The organism is Bacillus sp. jun7 (genome assembly GCF_051034795.1).
GTDB classification, from domain to species: Bacteria; Bacillota; Bacilli; order Bacillales; family Bacillaceae; genus Bacillus; species Bacillus velezensis.
Map to the genome: position 1 here is coordinate 1,987,148 of NZ_CP093219.1, position 23,329 is coordinate 2,010,476.

The following is a 23,329-nucleotide window of genomic DNA, read 5'->3' on the forward strand; positions in this document are numbered from 1 at the left end:
AAGTCAAATGTAACACATAAAAGCGGCGGGTGACAATTTAGGCGGTGAGGGTTTTTCCTTTACCATTCACTGCGAAACATGTTACAGTTAGTTCGATAATATTCGAACTATAACAAATAAACCCAATCAGGAGGAATAACAATGATCGTCTTACAGGCTTACATGAAAGTAAAAGCGGATAAACGCGAGGAATTTTTAGGAGAAGCGCAATCACTTGTTCAGCATTCACGCGCGGAAGAAGGAAATGTGCAATACGACCTTTTCGAAAAAGTCGGTGAGGAAAATACATTCGTCATGCTTGAGCAATGGAAAGATGAAGAAGCGATGAAATTCCACAACGCAACTGACCATTTCCAAGGATTCGTGGCAAAAGCAAAAGAAGTGCTGAGTGCGCCGCTTGACGTCGTCCGCACAGAACTGCCAGAGTAACGAAAGGATGAATGACATGAACGAAGTCCTTCAAATATTAACAGACCACCGTTCCATCCGCAGCTACACAGATGAACCCGTATCGGATGATCAGCTGGATCTTATCATCCAAGCAACTCAGGCAGCGCCGACTTCCATTAACGGCCAGCAATTTACCGTTATAGCGGTGAAAGATAAGGAACGGAAGAAAAAAATATCCGAATTGGCGGGCGGCCAGCCGTGGATTGACCAAGCGCCTGTTTTCCTTTTATTCTGCGCTGATTTTAACCGCGCCAAAATTGCGCTTGAAGAATATAATGATACACCGCTTGAGATCACGAACGGTTTAGAGTCCGTACTTGTCGGAGCCGTAGATGTCGGGATTGCGCTGGGTACGGCAACGGCTGCAGCTGAATCAATGGGACTCGGCACTGTGCCGATCGGCGCCGTGCGCGGCAAGCCGGACGAACTCATTGAATTGCTGAAACTTCCGAAATACGTTTTCCCGGTTTCCGGTCTCGTCATCGGCCATCCGGCAGACCGCTCCGCGAAAAAACCGCGTCTGCCGCAAGCAGCCGTTCTGCATCATGAAACGTATCAAGAAGAAGATGTAAGAACACATATCGAGGCCTATGACAAGCAGATGTCCGAATACATGAAAAAACGCACCGACGGACAGGAAACGAGAAACTGGTCACAAGGCATCACCTCCTACTATAAGCAGCTTTATTATCCTCACATTCGTGAAATGCTTGAAAAACAAGGATTTAAGACGGATAAATAAGCGGATCAGCCTGCCGGAACACTCCGGCAGGTTTTTTCTATTTCTCAAACAAAAGCGTTGACACTATGTAAAAATTTTTGTTAATATTTTCATCATATACTCATTGGTTTTCTGTGAACCGATGGGTTTTCTATTGTGACGAAAGAAGGAATCTGGGCTTATGAATGATAAGAAAACGGATATTCTGCTGGCGGCAAGAAAGCTTTTTTCCGGGAAAAGCTTTTCGTCAGTTTCGATGCAGGCGATCGCAGAGGAGTGCAAAGTCTCCAAAGCATCTTTATATAAGCTGTTTGAATCAAAGGAAGACCTGCTCCTGGAGCTGCTCGACTTTAACCAGAAACAGATGGTAGCCGCGGCTTCATTATTGAATGAAGAAACAAGCCTCTCCCCTGAGGAACGGTTTGCCAAAAAACTGATGGCTGAGCTTGAAGGCTTCAGGCGCAATCAGCAGTTTTTTAATATGCTGATGTACGGAAGCCCCTCTTCCATTAATGAGCGGGTAAAACGGCATATTCACAGGGCCCGCTCCACCTTTATCTGCTGGCATCGCGATTCACTGATTCAGACGTACGGCGAAGACATTATTCCTTATGTATGGGAGCTGGTGATCGTCCTGCAGGGGCTCCTGAGAGAATGCATCACGCTGATTAAGCTGGAAAAAGAACCGCTCGCCCTGGAGCCGCTCACGGAGTTTATCATCCGCCATCTCAATCTCATCGTCGAAAACAGGACAACCGAAACCGCTTTGCCTCAGGAGATGATTGACCTTTATATCGCCTCCGCTTCCTCATTTGAGCCGAAAGGCAAAACCGTATTGCTGGCTGAAAGCCTGAAGGAACTGAAAGAAGCCGTCTCAGCCCTTCCGGAGGAAAAATATGACGCCGCAGGACTCGCTTCCGCGGCGGCTATGTTGGAGAAAGAATCAGCGGACAAACAGCCGCGGGATTTTCTCATCAAAGCGCTCATCGGTTATTTGGAGCAGGCCGGACCGCTGCACCAGCCGCTTGCAGCCGTTAAAACATTGCTCAAACTATAAAGAAAGAAGGAATCAGCTTGAATAAGAGTATTAAAACTGCACCATACAACCGCTCTGTCATTGTCGGGATTCTTTTGGCGGGTGCGTTCGTCGCCATTTTGAACCAGACACTGCTTATCACGGCGCTGCCGCACATTATGAATGACTTCAATATAGACGCCAACAAAGCGCAATGGCTGACAACGTCGTTTATGCTGACGAACGGGATTTTGATTCCGATTACCGCGTTTTTAATAGAGAAATTCACAAGCCGCACCCTCTTGATTTCCGCCATGAGTATTTTCACGGCGGGCACCATTGTCGGCGCATTCGCCCCGAACTTTCCGGTGCTCTTAACGGCCCGGATTATTCAGGCGGCCGGCGCCGGAATTATGCTGCCTCTCATGCAGACGGTATTTCTCACGATTTTCCCGATGGAAAAGCGCGGCCGCGCCATGGGTATGGTCGGCTTGGTTATTTCGTTCGCGCCGGCGATCGGCCCGACGCTTTCCGGTTGGGCGGTCGAAGCATTCTCTTGGCGGTCTTTGTTTTATATTATCTTCCCGATCGCAGTCATCGATTTGCTTTTAGCGATTATTCTGATGAAAAACGTCACGACATTACGAGAAACACAGATTGATATTTTATCTGTGATCTTATCGACCCTCGGATTCGGCGGTCTGCTTTACGGCTTCTCAAGCGCCGGTTCATCAGGGTGGACCAGTACTGAAGTGCTGACTTCACTGCTTGTCGGAGCGGTCGCGCTGATTTTCTTTATCGCAAGACAGATGAAGCTCAAAAAACCGATGCTGGAATTCCGCGTGTTTTCTTTCGGGATTTTCAGCCTGACCACCCTGCTCGGAACGCTTGTTTTCGCGCTGCTGATCGGAACGGAAACCATTCTCCCGCTTTACACGCAAAAAGTCCGGGGCGTATCCGCGTTTGATACCGGATTAATGCTTTTGCCGGGCGCGATTGTGATGGGGATGATGTCTCCGTTTATCGGCCGGGTGTTTGACAAAATCGGCGGAAAAGGCCTTGCGATGACCGGATTCTTCATCATCCTGCTCACGTCCCTGCCGTTTATGAATCTGACGGACTCGACGTCTCTCATTTGGATTGTCGTCGTTTATACCGCGCGGCTTTTGGGAACAGCCATGATTATGATGCCGGTAACGACAGCGGGAATCAACGCCCTGCCGCGCCACTTAATTCCGCACGGCACAGCCATGAACAATACCGTCCGCCAAGTCGGCGGTTCTATCGGTACGGCACTTTTAGTTTCCGTGATGAGCAGCCAGGCCGCGCACGCAAATGCGTCAACTCCGGCAAACGCCGCCCTGCACGGCATGAATGCGGCATTTGTCGTAGCCGCCTGCATCGCGCTGGCCGGCTTCCTCCTATCTTTTACATTGAAGAAAAAACCGCGTCAGCCCGAGCAGCAGCAGGCCGTTACGCGGTAAACCAAAAAGAACCCGATCACGTATGTGACCGGGTTCTTTTTTTACTTCTCGATTCCGTCTTTTACTTCTTTCACCATTTGCGCCATGGATTCCAGGCCGCCTCCTGATAAATACCATGTAGCTGAATCAAGGTAGACAACATGGTTGTTTTTCACGGCTTTCACCGATTTTACATAATCATTTTCAACAACTTGTTTTGTTGAAGATTTTGTGCCGATCGCTGTTCCGCGGTCAACGACAAACATGTAATCAGGGTTTGTTTTGGCGATATATTCATAGGAAATGCTTTGTCCGTGCAGTGAGGCTTCGATGTTTTTGTCAGCCGGTTTGACGCCGAACACATCATGAATGAAGCCGTATCTTGATTTAGATCCGAACGCGCTGATTTTGCCGTCGTTCGCCATCACCACTAACCCGTTTTTATCCGTGCTGCTTGTCTTTTTCTTCAGATCGGCAATGGATTTGTCAATTTTCGCAAGCTTATCTTTCACTTCATTTTCTTTGTTAAAGATTTTGCCGATCACTTCGGTGTTGTGCTTGAATCTGTCAACGTAGTTTGTATAGTCATCATCAAGATAAATCGTCGGCGCGATTTTTGAGAACTCTTTATAAGAATCAGATTGTCTGTGGGCGATAATGATTAAATCCGGATCAATATCCGCGACTTTTTCAAAATCCGGTTCTTTTAAACCGCCGGTATTGGCGTATTTATCACTTTTATATGAAGATAAGTATTTTGGAAGGTTTTGTTTCGGAAGTCCCGCCACGTGATCCTGTAAACCGAGTTCATCCATCGTGTCCAGCATTCCGAAGTTGAATACGACGACTTTTTTCGGATTCTTCGGCACTTTGACTCCTTCTTTGTTCAGGTCATCTTTGATTGTGATTGTTTCTTTTGATTTGCCTGATGTTTTGTCCCCGTTTCCGCATGCAGAAACAACAAAAATCGTAACTAGCGCAATGAATAGCAATGCGATTTTTTTCATGATTTTCACCTCATCTGGTTTTTAAGAAAAGTACACACCGATCCGCTGACTGTCAATCTCTTGAATCGGGATGGTCATATCATAAATATCTTCAAGCACGGAGGTTTCAATGATCTCCTCCGCCGGCCCTTCTTTGACGATCCGGCCGTTTTTCAGAGCGACGATATGGTCTGAATATACGGATGCGAAGTTGATATCGTGAATCACTACGACGACCGTTTTTCCGAAGTCTTCCACAAGCCGCTTCAATAGCTTCATCATTTCAACGGAATGCTTCATATCTAAATTGTTCAGCGGCTCATCGAGAAAAATATAGTCCGTATCCTGAGCGATGATCATCGCGATAAACGCCCTCTGACACTGGCCTCCGCTGAGCTGATCGAGGTATTTATCCTTTAATTCATCCAGCTTCATATAACTGAGGGCCTGGTTGATATGCACCCAATCTTCATCCGTCAGTTTCCCTTGGGAATACGGAAATCTGCCGAAGCTGACCAGGTCTTTAATTGTCAGTCTGATATTGATTTGGTTCGTCTGCTTCAAGATGCTGATTTTTTTCGCCAGATCGTTGCTTTTGCAGGCCCCGATCTCTTGCCCGTCGACCGTGATTTCCCCGGAATCCGTCTTAATCAGCCGGCTCATGATAGACAGCAGCGTGCTTTTTCCCGCGCCGTTCGGACCGATAAATGAGGTGAGCCTGCCCTTTTGAATGGATAGAGACGTTTTCTCAAGGACGGTTTTCCCTCCGTATTGTTTGCTTACATTTTTGACCTCTACCATGATTTATTCTCCTTTAACAGCAGATAGATAAAATAAATCCCGCCGGCAAAATTAATGATGACGCTCAGCGTCGTGGAAAACGTGAACACTTTCTCCACGACGAACTGGCCTCCGACGAGCGCGACAATGCTGATCAGGACAGAACCCGCGATTAAATACGTGTGCCTGTAGGTTTTTAAAAACTCTCTCGCCAGATTGACGACAAGCAGTCCTAAAAACATAATCGGCCCCACAAGAGCCGTAGAGACAGACACAAGAATGGCGACGACAATGAGCATCTGTTTCACAAGCTTATCGTAGTCAATCCCCAGGTTGACGGCGTGCTCCCTGCCGAGGGACAGCACGTCAAAAAACCGCGTGAACCGCCAGACATAAATGCCCGTCAGAAGAAAGACAGCACCGGCAAACCATAAAAGATCGGTGTTGATATTGTTAAAGCTGGCAAACATTTTGTCCTGAACAACCTGGAACTCATTCGGATCAATCAGCATCTGCATAAAGGATGACAGACTGTTGAACAGCGTGCCGAACACGACGCCGACAAGCAGAAGAAAAAACACGTTCCGCCCCTCGCCTTTAAACATGAGCTGATACAAAACGAGTGACAAGAGCACCATCAGCCCGACGGAGATGACGAAATTAAGATTTTTGTTCATCATGACGATATTCATTGAACCGAACAGGAACACGATGACGGTCTGAATGAGCATATACAGGGAATCGAGGCCTAAAATGCCCGGTGTCAGTATGCGGTTATTTGTAATCGTCTGGAAGATGACCGTTGAAAACGCGATCGCTCCCCCTGTGAGCATCATGGCAAGCACTTTGAAGCATCGTCTCGGCAGGGAGTATTCCCAATTGCCCAGTCCGTAGAACAGAAAGAATCCGATACATATCATGGCGAGCGCCGCCAGCAGCGTAATTTTTTTATTATGACTCATATGCTTTTCTCCTTAACAGCATATACAGGAAGATGCCGCTGCCGATAACACCGACCATCAGGCCGATGGAAATTTCGTACGGGAAGATGATCACCCTTCCCAAAATGTCGCAAAACAGCACAAAAACAGCGCCCAAGAGAGCTGTGTGAGGCAGGCTGCTCCTCAGGTTGTCCCCTTTGTAAATCGACACCATATTGGGAATGATCAAACCGAGAAACGGCAGCATCCCGACGGTCAGGATCACCAGTGAAGCGATGAGCGACACGATAATCAGACCGATATTGACGACGCGTTTGTATTTCAGGCCGAGATTGACGGAAAAGCTCTCTCCCATTCCCGCCACCGTAAATTTATCCGCATAGACATAAGCGATGATCACCAGCGGGATACTCAGATATAAAAGCTCATACCTGCCTTTGACAACCAGTGAGAAATCTCCCTGCAGCCAAGATGACAGGTTTTGGATCAGGTCGTATTTATATGCGATAAACGTGGCGATTGAGCTGACGATATTCCCAAGCATTAAACCGACGAGAGGAATAAAAATCGCATCATTGAACTTGATTCTCTCGAGGATTTTCATGAAAAGGAAATTTCCCGCCAACGCGAAAATAAAAGCGATAGACATTTTCACAAGCGGACTCGCTGACGTAAAAAGCATTAATGAAATCAAAATTCCGAGCCTTGCCCAGTCCATCGTTCCCGCAGTCGTCGGCGATACAAATTTATTCCGGCTGATCTGCTGCATGATTAATCCGCAGATGCTCAGGCTCATGCCGGCGATGATAATGCTCACCAAACGCGGCAGCCGGCTGTCAAACAATGTACCTGCCTGTTCTTTATTTAAATGAAAAATATCCAGCGGCGACAAATCTTCTACACCGATAAATATAGAAGTACACGCCAAAACCGCCAGTAGCAAAAGTAAGTAACGTAGCTTCATGCTGCCTCCCTGCACCCATCACAAACGGTATGACTGATTGCCAAACAACTCCCATATATCCCCACTCGTAATGATTATCATTATCAACGACAACTATAATCTTATCATCTTTCCAAGCGCAGTCAATACAGTTTTGCTTTCAAAAGCGGTCATCCGCGGGCCGTACACTAAATTGTCTTACAATCAGTCTATCAAGAATTTGCAGGATTTTCTATAACCTTCATTTGGCTGCTTATCATTTTTTGCACATGATGACACGCTTGAGGGAAAAAAATCTGACAAACAGCGGAAAAATTCCTCCATGAAAATACAAATGTTCTTCCCACGTAGAAAAAATCCTTGATTTACATGTTTGAAAGAGAGATAATAAAAATTAAATTTGTGAGAAAATTTAAATATTAGGGGATGTAAATCATGAAAGTTGTAAAATTCGGAGGCAGCTCTCTTGCGTCAGGAGCCCAGCTTGAGAAAGTGTTTCAAATCGTGACGGCTGACCCCTCGCGGAAAGCCGTCGTCGTATCGGCGCCGGGAAAACGCTTCTCGGACGATACAAAGGTGACGGATCTGTTAATCAGCTGTGCGGAGCATTATTTGCAAAAAGGTGCAGCGCCTGAGCTTGCCGAACCGGTCATTGAACGGTACGCCGCCATCGCGCGTGAGCTGAACCTGGATTTCTCTATTATAGAAAGAATCCGCAGTGACCTATTCGCTCTCTTAAACAACAGCAAAGCCAATCCCGAACAATATATGGATGCGGTGAAAGCGAGCGGCGAGGACAACAACGCGAAGCTGATCGCAGCCTACTTCCAACGGCAGGGCGTGAAAGCGGAATACGTAAGTCCGAAAGAAGCGGGGCTGTTTGTGACGAATGAACCCGGAAGCGCGCAGGTGCTCCCTGAATCTTATGATCATTTGTACCGTCTGAGAAACCGTGAAGGCTTGATCATTTTTCCGGGATTTTTCGGTTACACGAAGGAGCATGAGATTGTGACGTTTTCCCGGAGCGGCTCAGATATTACCGGCTCCATTCTCGCCAACGGCTTAAAAGCCGACCTGTACGAAAACTTTACTGATGTGGACGCCGTCTATTCCGTCAACCCGTCAATCGTGCGGCATCCGAAAGAAATTAACGAACTGACGTATCGGGAAATGCGTGAGCTCTCCTATGCCGGATTTTCCGTTTTTCATGATGAAGCGCTGATTCCCGCATTTCGGGCCGGCATCCCCGTTCAGATTAAGAATACGAATAATCCGGATGCGAAAGGAACGCGCGTCGTCAGCAGCCGTGACAATACGAACGGGCCAGTCATCGGCATCGCAAGCGACACGGGCTTTTGCAGCATTTACATAAGCAAATATTTAATGAACCGGGAAATCGGTTTCGGCCGCAAAGCCCTTCACATTTTGGAGGAAGAAGGATTGACGTATGAACACGTTCCATCCGGCATTGACGACATCACGATCATCCTTCGGCACAATCAGATGGACTCAGAACTGGAACACAGGCTCGTCACCCGTCTGAAGCAGGAACTTCAAGCAGATGAAGTCACAGTCAGGCACAATCTGGCGCTGATTATGGTCGTCGGGGAAGCGATGCGCCATAATGTCGGCACAACCGCCAGGGCATCCAAAGCACTGTCCGAAGCCGGCGTCAACATCGAGATGATCAATCAGGGGTCATCGGAAGTCAGCATGATGTTCGGGGTGAAAGAAGAACAGGAAAAACACGCGGTGCGGGCGCTGTATGACGAGTTTTTCGCCGGAGTCTTACTCTCATAGGACACCGCCTCTTTTTTCTCTTGTCCACTAATATCCCTTACAAAGCAGCTTCTTTTACATATTGTATGGTATAGACAATATGGAGGTGAAGCTCATGTCAGGATATTCTGGAATCAGCTCTTTCGCTTTGATCGTTGTTTTATTTATCCTGTTGGTTATTGTAGGTACTGCCTATGTTGGCGGTTTCTAAGCATCACTCCGTCTATATGAGGACGCTGCGGGTTTTGACCTGCGGCGTTTTCTTTTGTTTTGCGCCGCTGTCCAAGTCCGGCCGCGCAAAAAAAAGACTACCGGGAACATTCCCGGGCAGTCTTTTCCTTTGTTCAGGTTATTTTCTTCTCACGTCATTCCTCTTTCAGCTACATGGAATTCAGCCTGATCTGTCTGGCCTGCACCTGTCACTGTAAAAATCGCGGCGGCTGCTAAACAAATAACAAACCATTTAGATTTCAATTTCATACAAACCCTCACTCCTTTGTATTTGTTTCCTTGCCTCTTCGACTTTCAGAAAATAGTCAGAAGAAATCTTAAAGCAATTTTGTTCATAGTAATATTTAGCTGCTTCTAGTGCTAAATCCTCTATATCGGCGTATAAATTTTTATCTTCCAGGTAACGGAAACATGCGCTGATTTTTTCCTCGTCCGGTTTCGCCTGATACAGAGCCTGCAGCCATTCGAATTTTACCGTGTAAACGGGATCGTCTGTTTCTTTAGCATATTCATATCCCCGCTTGTGATATTCCGACGCTTTTTCTTTTTTTCCGAGTTTAAAGTAAATGAGTGTGATTAGAAAATATGCTTGAGGAAGAGAATTGACGATTCTTTGTGATTCAAATGTATCGACCGCCCGTTCAAAGTACGGAATCGCTTCGCCGATGCGGTCCTGATTGTAGTAGCACAGTCCGAGGTTATACAGCGCCCTCCCGACAAGCTGCGCTTTTTGTTCTTTTTCGGCCATTTGCAGAGCGTGCTGAAAATGTTTGGCCGCCTGTTCAAAGCGCCTTTCATCCATTAAATTGACGCCGAATACAAAATGGCATTGAATGATCCGGACGTTATATGTGTCCTGCTCTACGTATATTTCATAAGCGTTTTTTATATGTATCAAAGAAAAATACGTTTGTTTCATATGATAATAAGCTTCGGCCACTTTAAAATAAAACTCCGCCCGTTCCACATGGTCCGATACGAAGGCCAGTTTTTTCTCAGCTTGTTTATAATATGTAATCGCTGAGATAAATTCTCTTTTATCAAATTCAAACATGCCTTTGAAAAAGTTGACGTAATAATCGAGAAGCCCTTTGAGGCCGGCCTGGCTGTTATCAATGTTATCAAGAATTTCCGACAGGGTCGGCTGGTCTTCTATCTTCAGTTTTTCCAGCGGCTCCAAGTAGTCCAGCATCAGCTGATGGCGAAATTCCATGAGGGAATAATAAAGCACTAAGTTCGAATCAGGCTCCATACGGTCAAGCTCTTGTTTGATCTCGGCTTTCAAGATCTCCGCATCCGGCACGCTGAATGTTCTGATGTATCGATACCACTCGTTAATTTTCTGCCCGACTGCTGAAGAAGGAATTAACCCGCTCTTCATTCCTTCACCCTCCCCATCCAAGACCTGTTTACCAGTTATTTTATCACGTTTCCGTCTCTTTCCATCCCGAAAAACACGCAAACTTTGTTTCGGCAGAGCGCAATTTTCCGAGTGGAGTTAAAACAGACGGCGGCCAGACGGGACCGCCGGTTTCAAGATTATTCATTTTTCGTATTCAGCGGAAGGCGGATTGTAAAGGTCGTGCCTTTTCCTTTTTCGCTGTCAATATCTATCGTGCCCTTGTGCATTTCGACGAGCTGCCTGACGATGGACAGGCCGAGTCCGTATTCGCCGTATGCGGTATTCCTCCGGGACACGTCCGCCTTATAAAACCGCTCCCATATATGCTCAATTTCCTCTTTGGAGATGCCGATCCCGGTGTCTTCGATTTCAATCACCGTTTCTTTATAGCCTTCATACCCGCGCAGCGTGATGTCTCCCTTTTGCGTAAATTGTATGCTGTTTTTCGTGATGTTGACGAGAATCTGGATCAGCCTGTCATAATCGGCGAACACTTTGACGCCGTCCTCCACTTGAATACGCAGCTGATTTTGTTTTTCCTCCGCCTGCTGATTGAGATGCTCTTTAATAATTTCAAACACCTCGATGAGCGGCAGGCTGAGCTTGTCCAGTTTGATTTGCTGGGATCTGATTTTTTCATAATCCAGGTTTTCTTTCACGAGCCTGAGCATCCGCTTCGTTTCTTCGCTGATCAGCGAGAAGCATTTCTCTTTATCTTTTTCCGGGATGGTGTTGCTGTTAAGCCCCTCCACAAGTCCGTTAATGGTCGTCAAAGGCGTTCTCAGCTCATGGGAGACATCGGCGATAAATTGGCGCCTCCGTTTTTCAAGGCGGTCAATCTGCTCTCTCGATTGCTTCAGATTTTTGGCCATGATGTTGAAATCGGACGCCAGCATGCCGATTTCATCGCCGCCGCTGTTCTTGAGCGAAATATCGTAATCACCGGATGCCACTTTTCCGGTCGCATCCCGCAATGTCTGAATCCGCTTGACGTGAAATTTAGATAAAAGCCAGCTCAGCAGAATCGTGATGATAAGGGTGCTGATGATCGCGTAAATCATATAGCGGTTGACCTGACTGATCATCTGCTCGACCCCTCTGACGGGAGACACGAGCAGCACCGCTCCTTTAAATTGATCGTTGATAAAAAGCGGTTTTGCGACAAGCGATACTTCCAATCCTTCCGTATTAAAACGGTTCATTTCTGCTCTGATCTGAACGGTTTTCCCTTGCTTCAGCATGTGCCACTCTTTACTTTTCAGCTTCTCGCGCGGCGGCATATCGTCAGGAAAAAAGTAAGGCTGCTGATGTTCATCAAAAATAATAAATCTGGTCTCGCGCGTTTTTAACATGTCCTGATACGGATACAGGCGGCGCAGATCAAGATCACGGCCGTTCAGCTCACTTGTGATCTGCTGGGCGTAAGATGACAGCTCATCCACTTTATTTTGATACGCAAAATCTTTCACAAAGTGCGAAAACAGGGAAATGATGATGAAAAAGGCCAAAATCAAAATGCTGACATGGCTTAACAGCAGCTGATATAAGTATTTAATCCTCATCAAATTTGTATCCTACCCCCCACACCGTGTATAAAAACGGTTTTTCGTCACTGGACAGTTTTTTGCGCAGCCGTTTAATATGAACATCAACCGTACGTTCATCGCCGTAAAATTGATAGCCCCACACCTGCTCAAGCAGCTGCTCTCTCGAAAAAACCTGGCGCGGGTTTTGTGCGAGATAAAAGAGCAGATCGAATTCCTTCGGCGTCAGATTCTCGACAGGCTTTCCGTGCAGAAACACTTCCCGCGTCTTCTTATTGATTGAAAAACACGCCGTTTCGATCAAGTCGTCGCTTTTTACGGTCTGCCCCGTCGCCCGGTATCTTCTGATCACCGCTTTAATCCGCGCTACTAGCGTCAGCGGGCTGAACGGCTTGGTGACATAGTCGTCGGCCCCCATTTCAAACCCGATCACCTGATCAGACTCCGTGTCCTTTGCGGTCAGCATAATAATCGGCACACTGCTCGTCTCTCTTATTTTCCGGCAGATCGTCACTCCGTCCATAGATGGAAGCATAATATCCAGAATGACCAAATCCCAGTCCTCTTCCGTGAACCGCTGATAGCCTTCCACTCCGTCATGGACAAATTCGGCTTCAAATCCTTCTTTAAAAAAGAACATTTCCGTCATGGTGCATACGCTTATATTGTCTTCTATCATTAATATCTTCATTGGTTCCTCCGCTTATCTTGACGCTTTTACTTATAATAGCACCATTTTACCCGGATATTTTCGGGTTTCACAATTGTTAGTTTTTATTTCATCACCCGGAAATAGTTTGTTCATATTTTTTTCACACATTTCTCCTACTATATACATATCGGATAACCGGTTCTAAAGAAGGTCGGTTTTACAAGATCTGACACCCACACGGAGGAACAGACATGAACTTTATAAAAAGAGCCTTTTGGAGCATGAAGGCAAAAAAGGGAAAAACGTTTTTGCAGCTGGTTGTGTTTTCAGTGATTTGCATTTTTGTCCTGTCCGGTCTTACGATCCAGTCAGCGGCAAAGAAATCAAGCGAACTGGCAAGGCAGCAGCTCGGCGGGAGCGTCACACTCCAGGCTGACCGCCAAAAGCAAATGGCGCAGCAGCAAAAAGACGGTGAAAAGAGGACGTTTGAATCAGCGCCGATTTCCGTCTCGGATGCCAAGAAACTTACATCTTTACAGCACGTTAAAAATTACAACTTCCTCACGACAGCGTCAGCAAATGCAGAAAGCTTTGACGCGATAAAAAGCTCAGGCGAATCAGCCGATAACAGTTCCGGCGGAAGCCGTTTTCAAGGCGGCGGAAGACAGATGATTTCAGCGGACATTTCGGTCGAAGGCGTGCTCTCTACGGCGCTGCTTGATGATTTCACAGGCGGGAGCTCAAAAATCACTGACGGCCGCGCCATCACAAAAACAGATGCGGACGCAAAAGTCGCAGTGATCAATGAAACGCTGGCAGATCAAAACAAGCTGAAGGTCGGCGGCTCCATTACGGTTTCCTCAGCAGCGGATGATTCTGTGAAAACGAAGCTTAAGATTGTGGGAATTTATAAAACAACATCATCAGGAGACGATCAGGCAGAGCATTTTTCATTCTTAAATCCTGACAATAAAATCTATACGCCTTACACCGCCGCGGCGGCGTTAAAAGGGTCTGATAACAAAAACAAAATCAGCTCAGCCGTTTATTATATGGATGATGCAAAATATATTGACTCATTCGTTGCGGCTGCGAAAAAAACATCTATAGATGATAAAACCTACACGCTGACGACAAATGATCAGGTGTATCAGCAAATGGTCGGCCCGATTGAAAATGTCGCGTCATTTTCTAAAAACGTGGTGTACCTTGTATCCATCGCGGGGGCGGTCATTCTCGGGTTGATCGTGATGATGTCGATCAGAGAACGCAAGTATGAAATGGGTGTCTTGATGGCGATCGGCGAAAAGCGCTGGAAGCTCATCGGACAATTCTTAACGGAAATTCTGATTGTCGCGGTTATCGCCATCGGGATCGCATCCGTCACGGGCAGCCTTGTGGCGAATCAGCTCGGAAATCAGCTTCTTTCCCAGCAGGTCAGCTCAGCCGATGATTCACAGCAGCAAACAAGCAGCTGGGGCGGCGGAGAAATGCCGCGGGGAGGCGGCATGTTCGGTCAGCATTCACCCGGTGCAGATGTCATCAGTACAATGCAGGTAAACGTTTCGCTGAATGACATTCTGATTCTCGGCGGGATCGGCGTCGCAATTGCCGTCATCGCCACATTACTGCCGTCTGTATCAGTCATGCGGCTTCACCCTAAAACGATCCTGACCAAGCAGGAATAAGAGGAGGCAGCATAATGAGCCTATTAACCTTTCAACAGACCGGCTACTGGTACCAAGATAAATCACAGCCGCTGTTTCAGGATATAACGATCAGCTTTGAAAAAGGGAAGTTTTATACAATTGCCGGCGCCTCCGGGACGGGAAAAACAACGTTTCTGTCTCTGGCGGGCGGCCTTGACACACCTAAAGAGGGAAGCATCCTTTATAACGGAGAAGACATCTCCAAAAATCGGATTAACCAAATTCAGAAATCAATATGTCTCTATCGTCTTTCAATCTTATCATCTGATCCCGTATATGACGGCGCTCCAGAATGTCACAACGGCGATGGAGATTACCGGATCTAAGGAGAACAACAAAGATGAGTCCGCGCTCAGCATGCTGGATAAAGTCGGCATCACCGAACAGCAGGCCCGTCAGCGGGTGCTGACATTAAGCGGCGGACAGCAGCAGCGCGTTTCAATTGCGCGGGCTTTCTGCTGTGACACGGATTTGATTTGCGCGGACGAGCCGACGGGAAACCTCGACGAGGATACGTCAAAGGAAATTGTCCGGCTCTTTCAGGATCTGGCGCATAAAGACGGCAAATGCGTCATCATGGTTACGCACGACGAACAAATTGCCAAAGTGTCTGATATCAACATCCGCTTATCAAGAGGAAGTTTCACGGTCAAAGAAAACGGCACGGCCGTTTCCTGATACCGCGCCCCTGCCAGCGCAGACAGGGGCGCACCCTATATCCCCCTATTCAATAGAAGTGAACGTAAAAAGAGCGAGGGCTGCATCCCCTCGCTCTTTTTATTTATATCAGCTGTAAATAACGGTCCATATTTGATTGTCCGGCTGCTTTGATCAATTCTTCCGCCTTTTTCTCTTCTCCCGGCAAAGCGAGCCGGAGCTTGTCTTCAATGTCTTTTTCAGAAAGACCGTTTCCCGGCGCTCCTTTCGGACAGTCGATACGTGTTTCATAGACATGACCGCCGGAAGCCGTGACCCGTACAATTGTAAAACGGCCCTTCGGAACGGCGTTGTCAGCCGGCTGAATTTGGTCATCGCAGCTGCGGTGAATCCGCTCAAATCCTTTTTGAAGGGATTCCGGGATCGGCTCGGATGTGAAATGTTCAACTGAAAAATCCTTACCGTGCAAAGCCAAGGTGATCACATATTCTACGCTGAACCGTCCCGCTTCGCCTGTTTTCGGACGCCGTTCTGTCAATGCGGCGTCCCCTCCCGGCGGATAAATCACGTCAATCCGTTCCGTTTGGCCGAAAGTGAGACCATGTTCGGCCTTCAGCTTGAGAATGGCGTCCGCCGCATGATGGGCCGCCGAGCAAAACGGATAAACCTTAAACCAAAGTCCCGGACTCACAATCCGCCAAGGGTTTCCCCACCCGTTTACAAGCAGGGTTTCTGCCCGTTCAAGATCGCCGTACAGTCCGAAAAAACCTTTCTCCCCGTCAAGCGCATGAGCTGAGCCGCCGAAACCGGCCTTTGCAAGCTTTACGGCGAACAACCCGGCTTGGGCGGCCAGTCCGGCGTGGAGCGGCTTCATTTCTGTCCCGAATTGCACTCTCATGCCTCCGGAACGGGCAGCCGCAAACCCGATTGCTTTCTGCAATTGGGTTTGATTCAGATTCTCCGCGAATCCGACGGCGCATGCGGCCGCAATGGCACCTAACGTTCCTGTATTGTGCCAGCCTTTCTCGTAATGATGCCTTCCAGCTGACTCGCCGAGCCGCGCCATCACTTCGATTCCCGTCACATAAGCGCCGAGAAAACGGCTCTTGTCTATCCGGCCGGCTGATGCGGCTGCAATCAAAGCCGGAAGGATGACCGCGCTCGGATGTCCTCTTACATCAGAATGAACATCGTCAAAATCAAGCGCATGTGCGATGAATCCGTTAATGAGCGCGGATTGGGACGGCGTGGTTTTTTGATTTCTGCCGATAAGCGGCGCTATCGGCACCCCGCCTTCTTCTTCGGCCAGTTTTACCAGCTTTTCAACTCCTTTATCCCGTCTCCCCGCAAAAGCCGCCGCTGTAAAATCAAGCAGTCCTTTGCGCGCTTCTTTCATCGCTTCGGCGGATGTTTCCGGTACAGACGACATGACGGCCTGAGCAAGTCCGGCCGTCAGATTTTCCGTATTCATTCCGTCTGCTCCAATACATTGACGGCAAGCCGGGCGAAAAACTCAGCCGCTTTCGGGAGCGCTTTTTCGTCGAGTGTGAAGGCGGGATGGTGCCATTCTTCTGTTCCGTTTGTTCCCATCCAGACGAAGAAGCCGGGGATTTTTTCTTGATATAACGCGAAGTCTTCGCCGCCGGGCGACTGTTCTGCCCGAACGGTTTGAAGCCCGAGATCTTCAGCCGTTTGTTCCGCCGCCTGTATGAAACGGGCGTCGTTCATCACTGACGGCAGGTAAGGAAACCAGCGGAAGTCAGCCTCTGCCCCGAATCCGGCCGCGATTCCTTCAGCAACCCGCTTCATATGTTTCGGAACAGCGTCACGCGCTTCTTTTTGAAACGTCCGGACGGTGCCTTCCATTTCAACATGGTCCGGAATGACATTCCAAGAACTGCCCCCCTGAACTCTTGTGATGCTGACGACGGCATTGTGAAGCGAGCTGATGTTTCTGCTGACAACCGATTGCAGGCCGCCGATGATCTGTCCTGCCGCCTGAATCGGATCAATGCTGTTGTCGGGAATCCCGGCGTGGCCGCCTTTTCCTTTCACGGTGATTTCAAAACGGTCGACACTCGCCATCAGCGGGCCTTCTTTCAGACCGACCGTACCGACGGGGAGGTCAGGTTTGTTATGCATGCCGAATATCGCCGATACACCGTCAAGCGCGCCGGCTTCAATGACCTGTCTTGCTCCGGCGGCGATTTCTTCCGCGGGCTGAAAAATAAACCGCACCGTTCCTTTCAGCTCATGCTTTCTCTCATTTAATAAGAAAGCCGTGCCGAGAATAGATGCCGTATGGAAATCATGGCCGCATGCGTGCATCACGCCGCTGTTTCGCGAAGCAAACGGAAGGTTTGTTTTCTCTTCGATCGGCAGTGCGTCGATGTCCGCTCTGACGGCGATGACGGGGCCGCTTTTATCTCCTTTGATTTCAGCGATCACTCCGGTTTGAAGTTTCGGCACATCAAGAACCGTGATTCCTTCTTCCTCCAGCCAGCGGCGGATTTTATTCGTCGTTTCGAATTCCTCGCCTGACAGCTCAGGGTGTTCATGAAGGTCGCGGCGGATATTGATTAAACGTTTGTTTAATGATTCATACGTTTCATTTGCCATTTCTTCTTCTTCCCTTCTTAGACAAGTTCGGCAGGCTCTCCCACTTGCTTAATGAATTTTTTCGTCCGTTCGTTCTGCGGATTGTCAAACAGCTCCTCCGGCGTTCCCTGTTCGATGATGCGTCCGTCCGCCATAAAAATAACTTTGTCGGCTACTTCACGCGCAAAAGCCATCTCATGCGTGACGATGATCATGGTTGTCTGTTTTTCGGCGATTGATTTGATGACTTGGAGCACCCCGGCTACAAGCTCAGGGTCAAGGGCTGAAGTCGGTTCATCCAGTAAAATCGCGTGAGGATTAACGGCCAAGGCTCTCGCAATCCCGATCCGCTGCTGCTGCCCGCCTGACATCGTAATCGGGTAGCTGTCCGCTTTGTGTTCTAAACCGACTTGCCGCAGCAGGTCCATACCGATCTGTTCCGCTTCTTTTTTCGGTTTCTTTTGCGCGGTGATCAGCGCCTCTGTCACATTTTGCAGGGCGGTTTTGTTTTTGAACAGGTTGTAATTCTGAAACACCATCGCCGTCTGCTGGCGAAGCTTGTGTACGTCTTTGCGCGAATAGGACGCTGCATTCAGCTTTGCATCGCCGATTTCAATGATGCCGTCATCCGGGCGCTCCAGCAGATTCAGACAGCGGAGGAGCGTTGATTTTCCCGAGCCTGACGGGCCGATGATGGCCGTGACTTCGCCGCTTTTGATCTCAAGATCGATCCCGTCAAGTACGGTAAGGTCTTTAAATGCTTTTCGAATATGTCTGACTTGTATCATCCTGAGCCTCCTCCTATGTGCGATAAGGCTTGCTGATCGCCCGTTCGAGCAGATCCTGCAGCACACTGTAAATAATCGTAAGAATCCAGTACATGACCGCGACGGCTAAATACGTCTCAAAATATTTGAGGTTGCCTGATGCGTACATTTTTCCTTGGGCGAACATCTCCATCACTCCTAATGTAAAAGCGAGCGATGTTTCTTTTAACAGGCCGATAAATGTATTTCCCGTCGCGGGAAGCGCGTTTCTGACGGCTTGCGGGAAAATGATCCGTCTGTACGCCTGGGATTTTGTCATTCCGACAGACAGACAGGCTTCAAGCTGCCCCTCATCGACTGAGTTGAGCGCAGCGCGGAAGATTTCAGCCAGGTAGGCGGCATTTTTCAGGCTTAGCCCGATAATCGCCGCAGTTAACGCCGTCATCTTGCTCATTCCGGGAAAGAGCTGAGGCAGGCCGTAATAAATTAAGAAAAGCTGCACGAGCGTCGGCACGCCCCGGAAAAATGAAATATACACCTTTGACAGCTGGTGAAGCACAGGAATACGATTTTTTGTGATAAGCGCTAATATAAGGCCGCCGATCACGGCAAATACCATGGCCGCGACGGCCATTAGTAATGTGATCGGCAAGGCTTCGATTAACGCGGGAAAAGCTGAAAACATAAATCCCCAATCAATGCTGTTCATTCTCGATTTTCACCGCCGTTTCTTAATGCTTTGCTTCCTTTGTGATATCTTCGTTAAAGTACTTTTCAGACAGCTTTTTCAGCGTGCCGTCTTTCCGCAGGTCTTCAATGGCTTTGTTTACTTTTTTGCGGATTTTATCGTGAGCCGCATCTTTCGCAAACGGGAAAGCGACTTTTTCATAGACAATCGGGTCTCCTGCTAATTTCAGAGGCAGACCGGTCTTTTTGATCTGGGCGATCAGGACGCTGCGGCTGTTTACATAGGCGTCAACCCGTCCGTAAGCCACGTCTTTCAGCGTACCTTCTTGTGTTTCATATGTTTTTATGTTGATTTTTTTATCCGGGTCCTTGCTCTCAAGGTTTTTCGCGTGGTTTGAGCCCAGAACGGCCGCCACTGTTTTTCCTTTCAGATCATTGACTGATTTGATGTCTTTGTTATCGTTTTTGACGACGATTTGAGTGCCCGCATACGAATACGGTTCTGTGAAGTTATACGTTTTCTTGCGTTCGTCCGTGACAGCGACCTGGTTTGAGATGGTGTCGAGTTTGCCGGTCTGGAGCTCGCCCATCAGTCCGCTGAATTCAAGCAGCTTCCAGTCCAGTTTCATGTTGATTTTTTTCGCTACGGCTTCCATGACATCCACGTCAAAGCCTGTCAGCTTGCCGTTTTCTTTATATGCGAACGGATAGCTTTGCCCCGTGGCGCCGACATGCAGCACGTTATCGCCGCCTTCGCTTTCTTTTCCGTTTCCGCATGCTGTTAAGACCGCCAAAAGCGCGGCAGACAGCAGCAAAGCCCATGTTTTCTTCTTCATTGAAATCCCGCCTTTTCCTATTAAAATGTTAATCCTGCAATTGTTTTTTTAAATAGATGGTGATGTGCCCTTTTCCTAAATCCTTTTCGCCTGCGCGGACGTAGCCTTTCCGCTCGTACATGCCGATCAGCCACGGATGCTTGTCCGCTGTGCCCAGTGACACGAAAGGCGCTTTTAATGTATCGCGGAGCACTGTGTTCTCCAGCCACTCCAGCATGTCTGAGCCCGTCCCTTTTTTACCGGTTTCAGGATCGACGGCGAACCACCAAATATGAGGGACACCGTACGGCCCGGGATTCGGCCCCCACGGCATCCGCAGAGAAATCGTCGCCAGAATCCGTCCGTCTTCCTCCAAAACGTAACAGGCGTTTTTTTGTATGTTAGTTAATACGAGTTCTTTATCCGCCGTGGCAGCGGCAAAATTGATGCCGAGCTTGCGGATCGGTTCATACGCCCGCAGTGTCAGTGAAAGCAGCTCATCAGCATCTGCCTCCGTTGCGAGCCGGTATTGTCTTGACATGATGAGCCCTCCTTTAGTCGGCATATCGGTTTGTCGGTTTTTCCAGTCCGAAATGTTCTCTGAGCGTCGTTCCTTCATACTCTTTTCTGAACACGCCCCGTTCTTGTAAAATCGGAATCACTTTGTCTACAAAAAGAGTGAGACCTTCAGGCAAAAGCGGCGGCATGATGTTGAAACCGTCACAAGCTTGTTTTCCGACCCATTCTTCCATCTTATCGGCAAGCTGTTCTGGCGTTCCGACAAAGATATGATGGCCTCTTGAACCCGCCACATATTTGTACAGCTCGCGGATGGTCATGTTATCGCGTTTGGCCATCTCCTGAACGAGCTTGAACCGGCTTTTAACGGCATTCGACGCATCCGCATCCAATTCAGGCAGCGGGCCGTCAAGCGGGCAGGCGGAAAGGTCGACGCCGCCCAGATAGTTTTGCAGAATGTTCAGGCCGACAGACGGAATGATGAGATCTTGGAGCTCTTCATATTTTGCCTGCGCGTCTTCCTCGGTATCGGCGATAACGGGAAAGATCCCCGGCATGATCGCGATTTTTTCAGGATCACGGCCGAAAGAAGCCGCTTGTTCTTTAATAGATTGATAGAATTCCTGCGCGGACTCCAAATGATTTTGCGCGGTGAAAATGACCTCCGCCGTTTTGGCGGCCAGCGCTTTTCCGTCTCCTGATGATCCGGCCTGAATAATGACCGGGCGCCCTTGAGGTGTGCGGGCGACATTTAACGGCCCTCTCACGGAGAAATATGTTCCTTTATGGTTCAATTCATGCATTTTTTCTTTATCGAAAAATGCTCCTGACTCTTTGTCACGGATAAAGGCGTCTTCCTCCCACGAATCCCATAATCCTTTGACGACTTCAACGAATTCTTCCGCGCGCTGATATCTGAGATGGTGCTCAAGATGCTTTTCGCCGCTGAAATTAAGCGCGGTCGATTCAATCGAAGATGTGACGACATTCCAGCCCGCTCGGCCGTTGGAAAGATGATCAAGCGATGCAAATTGTCTCGCGATATGGAACGGTTCGCTGTATGTGGTAGACGCGGTCGCCGTCAGACCGATGCGGGATGTGACCTGAGCGAGCGCCGACAGCAGCGTAAACGGCTCAAAGCGCGTCAGCACATTCGGATGTGATTTGCCGTCTATTGATAAACTGTCCGCCAAAAACAGCATGTCCAATTTCCCCCGCTCAGCCGTTTTCGCCAGTTCTTTGAAATAATCCAAATTCATGCTCGCGTCCGCCGGTGCCTGAGGATGTCTCCAAGAAGCGACATGATGGCCGGTGCCCGCGAGAAACACACCGAGTTTGATTTCTTTTTTCTTTGTCATGATGGATCTCCTTCTATTCTGAAATACGGTTCGGAAAATATTAACTCCACTAAACCTATATTTCCTAGTAATTTTATAAGAATAAATCAAAATGTACAATTGTCACGCAAGTTTGTCAATGCATTAAGACAAAAATCATGATTTTAAAAATAACCCGGCGCACCGTCCGGGTTATTTCTTCGAAACTGTATAGACGGTCCCTTTGACCTTTTTCTTAATAACGGCAATGATAAGCAGCAAAACGGGGAACAGCACTTGAAACGGAAGATGAATATAGATCGGCACAATGTTTAAGCCTTCATTCATGTGTTCCGAAAAATTGCTTGCGATGCTGATGGAGAGAATCAGCACCCCCAATCCGACCGGAAAGGCCAGCTGAGACGGATTTTTTTCTTTAAACAGCGTGGACACACCCACGACAACCGCATATGTAAAAAGGCTGACTTTGAAAAAACCGCCGATGACGAGCACGAGCATGAAAAAGACATCCAGCCGGTCTAAAAACTCTTCTACTTTAATCGTCTGTATGGTGCTCAGCAGCGGAAATTGAGAGCGGAGCATTAAGTTGACGTCCAGCACACAAATATTAATCGCCACTGACATCGCCAAAAACAGCCCGCTGATGATAATCGCCAGAAATCCGGTTTTCTTCACCTTTTTCCGATCTTTTAAATAAGGGAAAATCATGACAAACACGATTAATTCACCGAACGGGATGAACATCGTCTGTTTAAACACGGAATAAATGACCGTTCCTGCACCCTCCGCTAAAACGGGCTGGAGAAATCTGAGGTTGATCGTGCCTGAGCTGATAATGAGGATCAGCCCGACGGCTGTCAGAAAATACATAATGCCAAACAGCAGCTCGCCGGCTCTCGCTATCACTTCAATACCCTTTCTGACCGCAAATATCGCGGCGATCATCAGCATGGCATTCACAATTAAAAGCGGCGTGTCCTGGTAGGCGAAGGTGACAAGCATTTCGCCAAAATCCCGCAATACGCGGGCCGCGATATAAGAAAAATAGAGAATATAAAGAAGCGAGACCGCCCAGCTCAGATGTCTGCCGATCAGTTCGTTCATGTAATCTCTCGGTGAAGACTCAGGAAAAAATTGATACAGGGCCTGATAAACGTAGAAAAGTCCGAGACCGGTAACGCACCCGAGAAGCACGGACAGCCACGCATCCCGCCCGGCCATCGTGCCCGGCGGGATCAATAACGAACTGCCCAATTCAAACAAAATGATCATAATAAACAGCTGACGCGTGCCGATTTTCGCATTTTCCATACGCTTCGCTCCTTTCTCCTCA

23 protein-coding genes and 1 pseudogene are annotated in these 23,329 nt (G+C 48.2%); 8 read left to right on the forward strand and 16 right to left on the reverse strand.

Annotation, left to right across the window (positions count from 1 at the left end; all coding sequences use genetic code 11):
- Nucleotides 1–141: 141 nt before the first annotated feature.
- The 4 genes from MJQ52_RS09530 (at nucleotide 142) to MJQ52_RS09545 (ending at nucleotide 3,670) form a co-directional block, all read left to right on the forward strand.
- Nucleotides 142–429, forward strand: coding sequence for a putative quinol monooxygenase (locus tag MJQ52_RS09530; RefSeq protein ID WP_025649995.1), 288 nt, complete (start codon nucleotides 142–144; stop codon nucleotides 427–429).
- A 16-nt stretch (nucleotides 430–445) separates the two neighbouring features.
- Nucleotides 446–1,192 carry an NADPH-dependent oxidoreductase gene (locus MJQ52_RS09535; RefSeq protein ID WP_025649996.1) on the forward strand — a complete coding sequence of 249 codons (747 nt, stop codon included), beginning with the start codon at nucleotides 446–448 and terminating at the stop codon, nucleotides 1,190–1,192.
- Between the two features lie 160 nt (nucleotides 1,193–1,352).
- A complete protein-coding gene (locus MJQ52_RS09540; RefSeq protein ID WP_014416907.1) occupies nucleotides 1,353–2,228 on the forward strand; it encodes a TetR/AcrR family transcriptional regulator in 876 nt (291 codons plus the stop codon).
- Between the two features lie 17 nt (nucleotides 2,229–2,245).
- Complete coding sequence (locus MJQ52_RS09545; protein ID WP_025649997.1) at nucleotides 2,246–3,670, forward strand: MDR family MFS transporter; 1,425 nt, start codon at nucleotides 2,246–2,248, stop codon at nucleotides 3,668–3,670.
- A gap of 41 nt (nucleotides 3,671–3,711) precedes the next feature.
- Here the strand turns inward: MJQ52_RS09545 and MJQ52_RS09550 are convergent, their stop codons facing one another.
- From MJQ52_RS09550 to MJQ52_RS09565, 4 genes are read right to left on the reverse strand one after another with little or no spacing between them, the layout of a single operon-like run.
- Entirely contained in the window at nucleotides 3,712–4,656 is a 945-nt protein-coding gene (locus tag MJQ52_RS09550; RefSeq protein ID WP_021495116.1) for a siderophore ABC transporter substrate-binding protein, read from the reverse strand.
- A gap of 21 nt (nucleotides 4,657–4,677) precedes the next feature.
- A complete protein-coding gene (locus tag MJQ52_RS09555; RefSeq protein ID WP_012116804.1) occupies nucleotides 4,678–5,436 on the reverse strand; it encodes an iron ABC transporter ATP-binding protein in 759 nt (252 codons plus the stop codon).
- On the reverse strand, nucleotides 5,430–6,377 hold the full coding sequence (locus tag MJQ52_RS09560; RefSeq protein WP_014416905.1) for an iron chelate uptake ABC transporter family permease subunit: 948 nt from the start codon (nucleotides 6,375–6,377) through the stop codon (nucleotides 5,430–5,432). Before MJQ52_RS09560 ends, MJQ52_RS09555 begins: the two co-directional genes overlap by 7 nt.
- On the reverse strand, nucleotides 6,367–7,320 hold the full coding sequence (locus MJQ52_RS09565) for an ABC transporter permease (protein WP_003156332.1): 954 nt from the start codon (nucleotides 7,318–7,320) through the stop codon (nucleotides 6,367–6,369). Before MJQ52_RS09565 ends, MJQ52_RS09560 begins: the two co-directional genes overlap by 11 nt.
- A gap of 414 nt (nucleotides 7,321–7,734) precedes the next feature.
- Between MJQ52_RS09565 and MJQ52_RS09570 the strand changes: the two genes are divergently transcribed.
- Nucleotides 7,735–9,099 (forward strand): aspartate kinase, encoded by a 1,365-nt coding sequence (locus MJQ52_RS09570; protein WP_025649998.1) that lies wholly within the window; start codon nucleotides 7,735–7,737, stop codon nucleotides 9,097–9,099.
- Between the two features lie 79 nt (nucleotides 9,100–9,178).
- Nucleotides 9,179–9,289 (forward strand): YjcZ family sporulation protein, encoded by a 111-nt coding sequence (locus MJQ52_RS09575; protein ID WP_369719092.1) that lies wholly within the window; start codon nucleotides 9,179–9,181, stop codon nucleotides 9,287–9,289.
- A gap of 149 nt (nucleotides 9,290–9,438) precedes the next feature.
- Here MJQ52_RS09575 and MJQ52_RS09580 read toward each other — a convergent pair whose 3' ends face one another.
- From MJQ52_RS09580 to MJQ52_RS09595, 4 genes are all read right to left on the reverse strand, one after another.
- Nucleotides 9,439–9,558, reverse strand: coding sequence for a PhrC/PhrF family phosphatase-inhibitory pheromone (locus MJQ52_RS09580; protein WP_003156334.1), 120 nt, complete (start codon nucleotides 9,556–9,558; stop codon nucleotides 9,439–9,441).
- Entirely contained in the window at nucleotides 9,542–10,690 is a 1,149-nt protein-coding gene (locus MJQ52_RS09585) for a Rap family tetratricopeptide repeat protein (protein ID WP_003156336.1), read from the reverse strand. The genes MJQ52_RS09580 and MJQ52_RS09585 overlap by 17 nt, the downstream gene beginning before the upstream one ends.
- 158 nt (nucleotides 10,691–10,848) lie before the next feature.
- The gene (locus MJQ52_RS09590) at nucleotides 10,849–12,276 is read right to left on the reverse strand and encodes a sensor histidine kinase (RefSeq protein ID WP_088056326.1); all 1,428 of its coding nucleotides are present in this window, start codon (nucleotides 12,274–12,276) and stop codon (nucleotides 10,849–10,851) included.
- Nucleotides 12,263–12,946: a response regulator transcription factor gene (locus MJQ52_RS09595; RefSeq protein WP_070081359.1), complete on the reverse strand. Its 684-nt coding sequence runs from the start codon at nucleotides 12,944–12,946 to the stop codon at nucleotides 12,263–12,265. Before MJQ52_RS09595 ends, MJQ52_RS09590 begins: the two co-directional genes overlap by 14 nt.
- 212 nt (nucleotides 12,947–13,158) lie before the next feature.
- Here MJQ52_RS09595 and MJQ52_RS09600 point away from each other — a divergent pair, with 212 nt between their 5' ends.
- Complete coding sequence (locus MJQ52_RS09600; protein ID WP_094247244.1) at nucleotides 13,159–14,595, forward strand: ABC transporter permease; 1,437 nt, start codon at nucleotides 13,159–13,161, stop codon at nucleotides 14,593–14,595.
- 14 nt (nucleotides 14,596–14,609) lie between these two features.
- A pseudogene (locus MJQ52_RS09605) lies at nucleotides 14,610–15,294 on the forward strand (ABC transporter ATP-binding protein).
- Nucleotides 15,295–15,397: 103 nt separating this feature from the next.
- Here MJQ52_RS09605 and MJQ52_RS09610 read toward each other — a convergent pair.
- From MJQ52_RS09610 to MJQ52_RS09645, 8 genes are all read right to left on the reverse strand, one after another.
- Nucleotides 15,398–16,744, reverse strand: coding sequence for an MmgE/PrpD family protein (locus MJQ52_RS09610; protein WP_025853763.1), 1,347 nt, complete (start codon nucleotides 16,742–16,744; stop codon nucleotides 15,398–15,400).
- Nucleotides 16,741–17,892, reverse strand: a complete 1,152-nt coding sequence (locus MJQ52_RS09615) for a M20 peptidase aminoacylase family protein (RefSeq protein WP_071392134.1) — start codon at nucleotides 17,890–17,892, stop codon at nucleotides 16,741–16,743. Before MJQ52_RS09615 ends, MJQ52_RS09610 begins: the two co-directional genes overlap by 4 nt.
- Before the next feature lie 17 nt (nucleotides 17,893–17,909).
- Nucleotides 17,910–18,659 (reverse strand): amino acid ABC transporter ATP-binding protein, encoded by a 750-nt coding sequence (locus MJQ52_RS09620; protein WP_025853765.1) that lies wholly within the window; start codon nucleotides 18,657–18,659, stop codon nucleotides 17,910–17,912.
- A 13-nt stretch (nucleotides 18,660–18,672) separates the two neighbouring features.
- Complete coding sequence (locus MJQ52_RS09625; RefSeq protein WP_003156350.1) at nucleotides 18,673–19,347, reverse strand: amino acid ABC transporter permease; 675 nt, start codon at nucleotides 19,345–19,347, stop codon at nucleotides 18,673–18,675.
- Nucleotides 19,348–19,369: 22 nt separating this feature from the next.
- Nucleotides 19,370–20,161: an amino acid ABC transporter substrate-binding protein gene (locus MJQ52_RS09630; RefSeq protein WP_025853766.1), complete on the reverse strand. Its 792-nt coding sequence runs from the start codon at nucleotides 20,159–20,161 to the stop codon at nucleotides 19,370–19,372.
- Between the two features lie 28 nt (nucleotides 20,162–20,189).
- Nucleotides 20,190–20,681 (reverse strand): GNAT family N-acetyltransferase, encoded by a 492-nt coding sequence (locus MJQ52_RS09635; protein ID WP_015388710.1) that lies wholly within the window; start codon nucleotides 20,679–20,681, stop codon nucleotides 20,190–20,192.
- 13 nt (nucleotides 20,682–20,694) lie between these two features.
- Nucleotides 20,695–22,020, reverse strand: coding sequence for an LLM class flavin-dependent oxidoreductase (locus MJQ52_RS09640; RefSeq protein WP_094247901.1), 1,326 nt, complete (start codon nucleotides 22,018–22,020; stop codon nucleotides 20,695–20,697).
- Between the two features lie 168 nt (nucleotides 22,021–22,188).
- Complete coding sequence (locus MJQ52_RS09645) at nucleotides 22,189–23,307, reverse strand: GerAB/ArcD/ProY family transporter (protein ID WP_025853768.1); 1,119 nt, start codon at nucleotides 23,305–23,307, stop codon at nucleotides 22,189–22,191.
- Nucleotides 23,308–23,329: the final 22 nt, after the last annotated feature.

What these genes read in the sequence shown, in the direction of transcription:
- MJQ52_RS09530 (WP_025649995.1), top strand. Translation starts at nt 142, where the DNA reads ATGATCGTCTTACAGGCTTACATGAAAGTAAAAGCGGATAAACGCGAG.
- MJQ52_RS09535 (WP_025649996.1), top strand. Translation starts at nt 446, where the DNA reads ATGAACGAAGTCCTTCAAATATTAACAGACCACCGTTCCATCCGCAGC.
- MJQ52_RS09540 (WP_014416907.1), top strand. Translation starts at nt 1,353, where the DNA reads ATGAATGATAAGAAAACGGATATTCTGCTGGCGGCAAGAAAGCTTTTT.
- MJQ52_RS09550 (WP_021495116.1), bottom strand. Translation starts at nt 4,656, where the DNA reads ATGAAAAAAATCGCATTGCTATTCATTGCGCTAGTTACGATTTTTGTT.
- MJQ52_RS09555 (WP_012116804.1), bottom strand. Translation starts at nt 5,436, where the DNA reads ATGGTAGAGGTCAAAAATGTAAGCAAACAATACGGAGGGAAAACCGTC.
- MJQ52_RS09560 (WP_014416905.1), bottom strand. Translation starts at nt 6,377, where the DNA reads ATGAGTCATAATAAAAAAATTACGCTGCTGGCGGCGCTCGCCATGATA.
- MJQ52_RS09565 (WP_003156332.1), bottom strand. Translation starts at nt 7,320, where the DNA reads ATGAAGCTACGTTACTTACTTTTGCTACTGGCGGTTTTGGCGTGTACT.
- MJQ52_RS09570 (WP_025649998.1), top strand. Translation starts at nt 7,735, where the DNA reads ATGAAAGTTGTAAAATTCGGAGGCAGCTCTCTTGCGTCAGGAGCCCAG.
- MJQ52_RS09575 (WP_369719092.1), top strand. Translation starts at nt 9,179, where the DNA reads ATGGAGGTGAAGCTCATGTCAGGATATTCTGGAATCAGCTCTTTCGCT.
- MJQ52_RS09580 (WP_003156334.1), bottom strand. Translation starts at nt 9,558, where the DNA reads ATGAAATTGAAATCTAAATGGTTTGTTATTTGTTTAGCAGCCGCCGCG.
- MJQ52_RS09585 (WP_003156336.1), bottom strand. Translation starts at nt 10,690, where the DNA reads ATGAAGAGCGGGTTAATTCCTTCTTCAGCAGTCGGGCAGAAAATTAAC.
- MJQ52_RS09595 (WP_070081359.1), bottom strand. Translation starts at nt 12,946, where the DNA reads ATGAAGATATTAATGATAGAAGACAATATAAGCGTATGCACCATGACG.
- MJQ52_RS09600 (WP_094247244.1), top strand. Translation starts at nt 13,159, where the DNA reads ATGAACTTTATAAAAAGAGCCTTTTGGAGCATGAAGGCAAAAAAGGGA.
- MJQ52_RS09610 (WP_025853763.1), bottom strand. Translation starts at nt 16,744, where the DNA reads ATGAATACGGAAAATCTGACGGCCGGACTTGCTCAGGCCGTCATGTCG.
- MJQ52_RS09615 (WP_071392134.1), bottom strand. Translation starts at nt 17,892, where the DNA reads ATGGCAAATGAAACGTATGAATCATTAAACAAACGTTTAATCAATATC.
- MJQ52_RS09620 (WP_025853765.1), bottom strand. Translation starts at nt 18,659, where the DNA reads ATGATACAAGTCAGACATATTCGAAAAGCATTTAAAGACCTTACCGTA.
- MJQ52_RS09625 (WP_003156350.1), bottom strand. Translation starts at nt 19,347, where the DNA reads ATGAACAGCATTGATTGGGGATTTATGTTTTCAGCTTTTCCCGCGTTA.
- MJQ52_RS09630 (WP_025853766.1), bottom strand. Translation starts at nt 20,161, where the DNA reads ATGAAGAAGAAAACATGGGCTTTGCTGCTGTCTGCCGCGCTTTTGGCG.
- MJQ52_RS09635 (WP_015388710.1), bottom strand. Translation starts at nt 20,681, where the DNA reads ATGTCAAGACAATACCGGCTCGCAACGGAGGCAGATGCTGATGAGCTG.
- MJQ52_RS09645 (WP_025853768.1), bottom strand. Translation starts at nt 23,307, where the DNA reads ATGGAAAATGCGAAAATCGGCACGCGTCAGCTGTTTATTATGATCATT.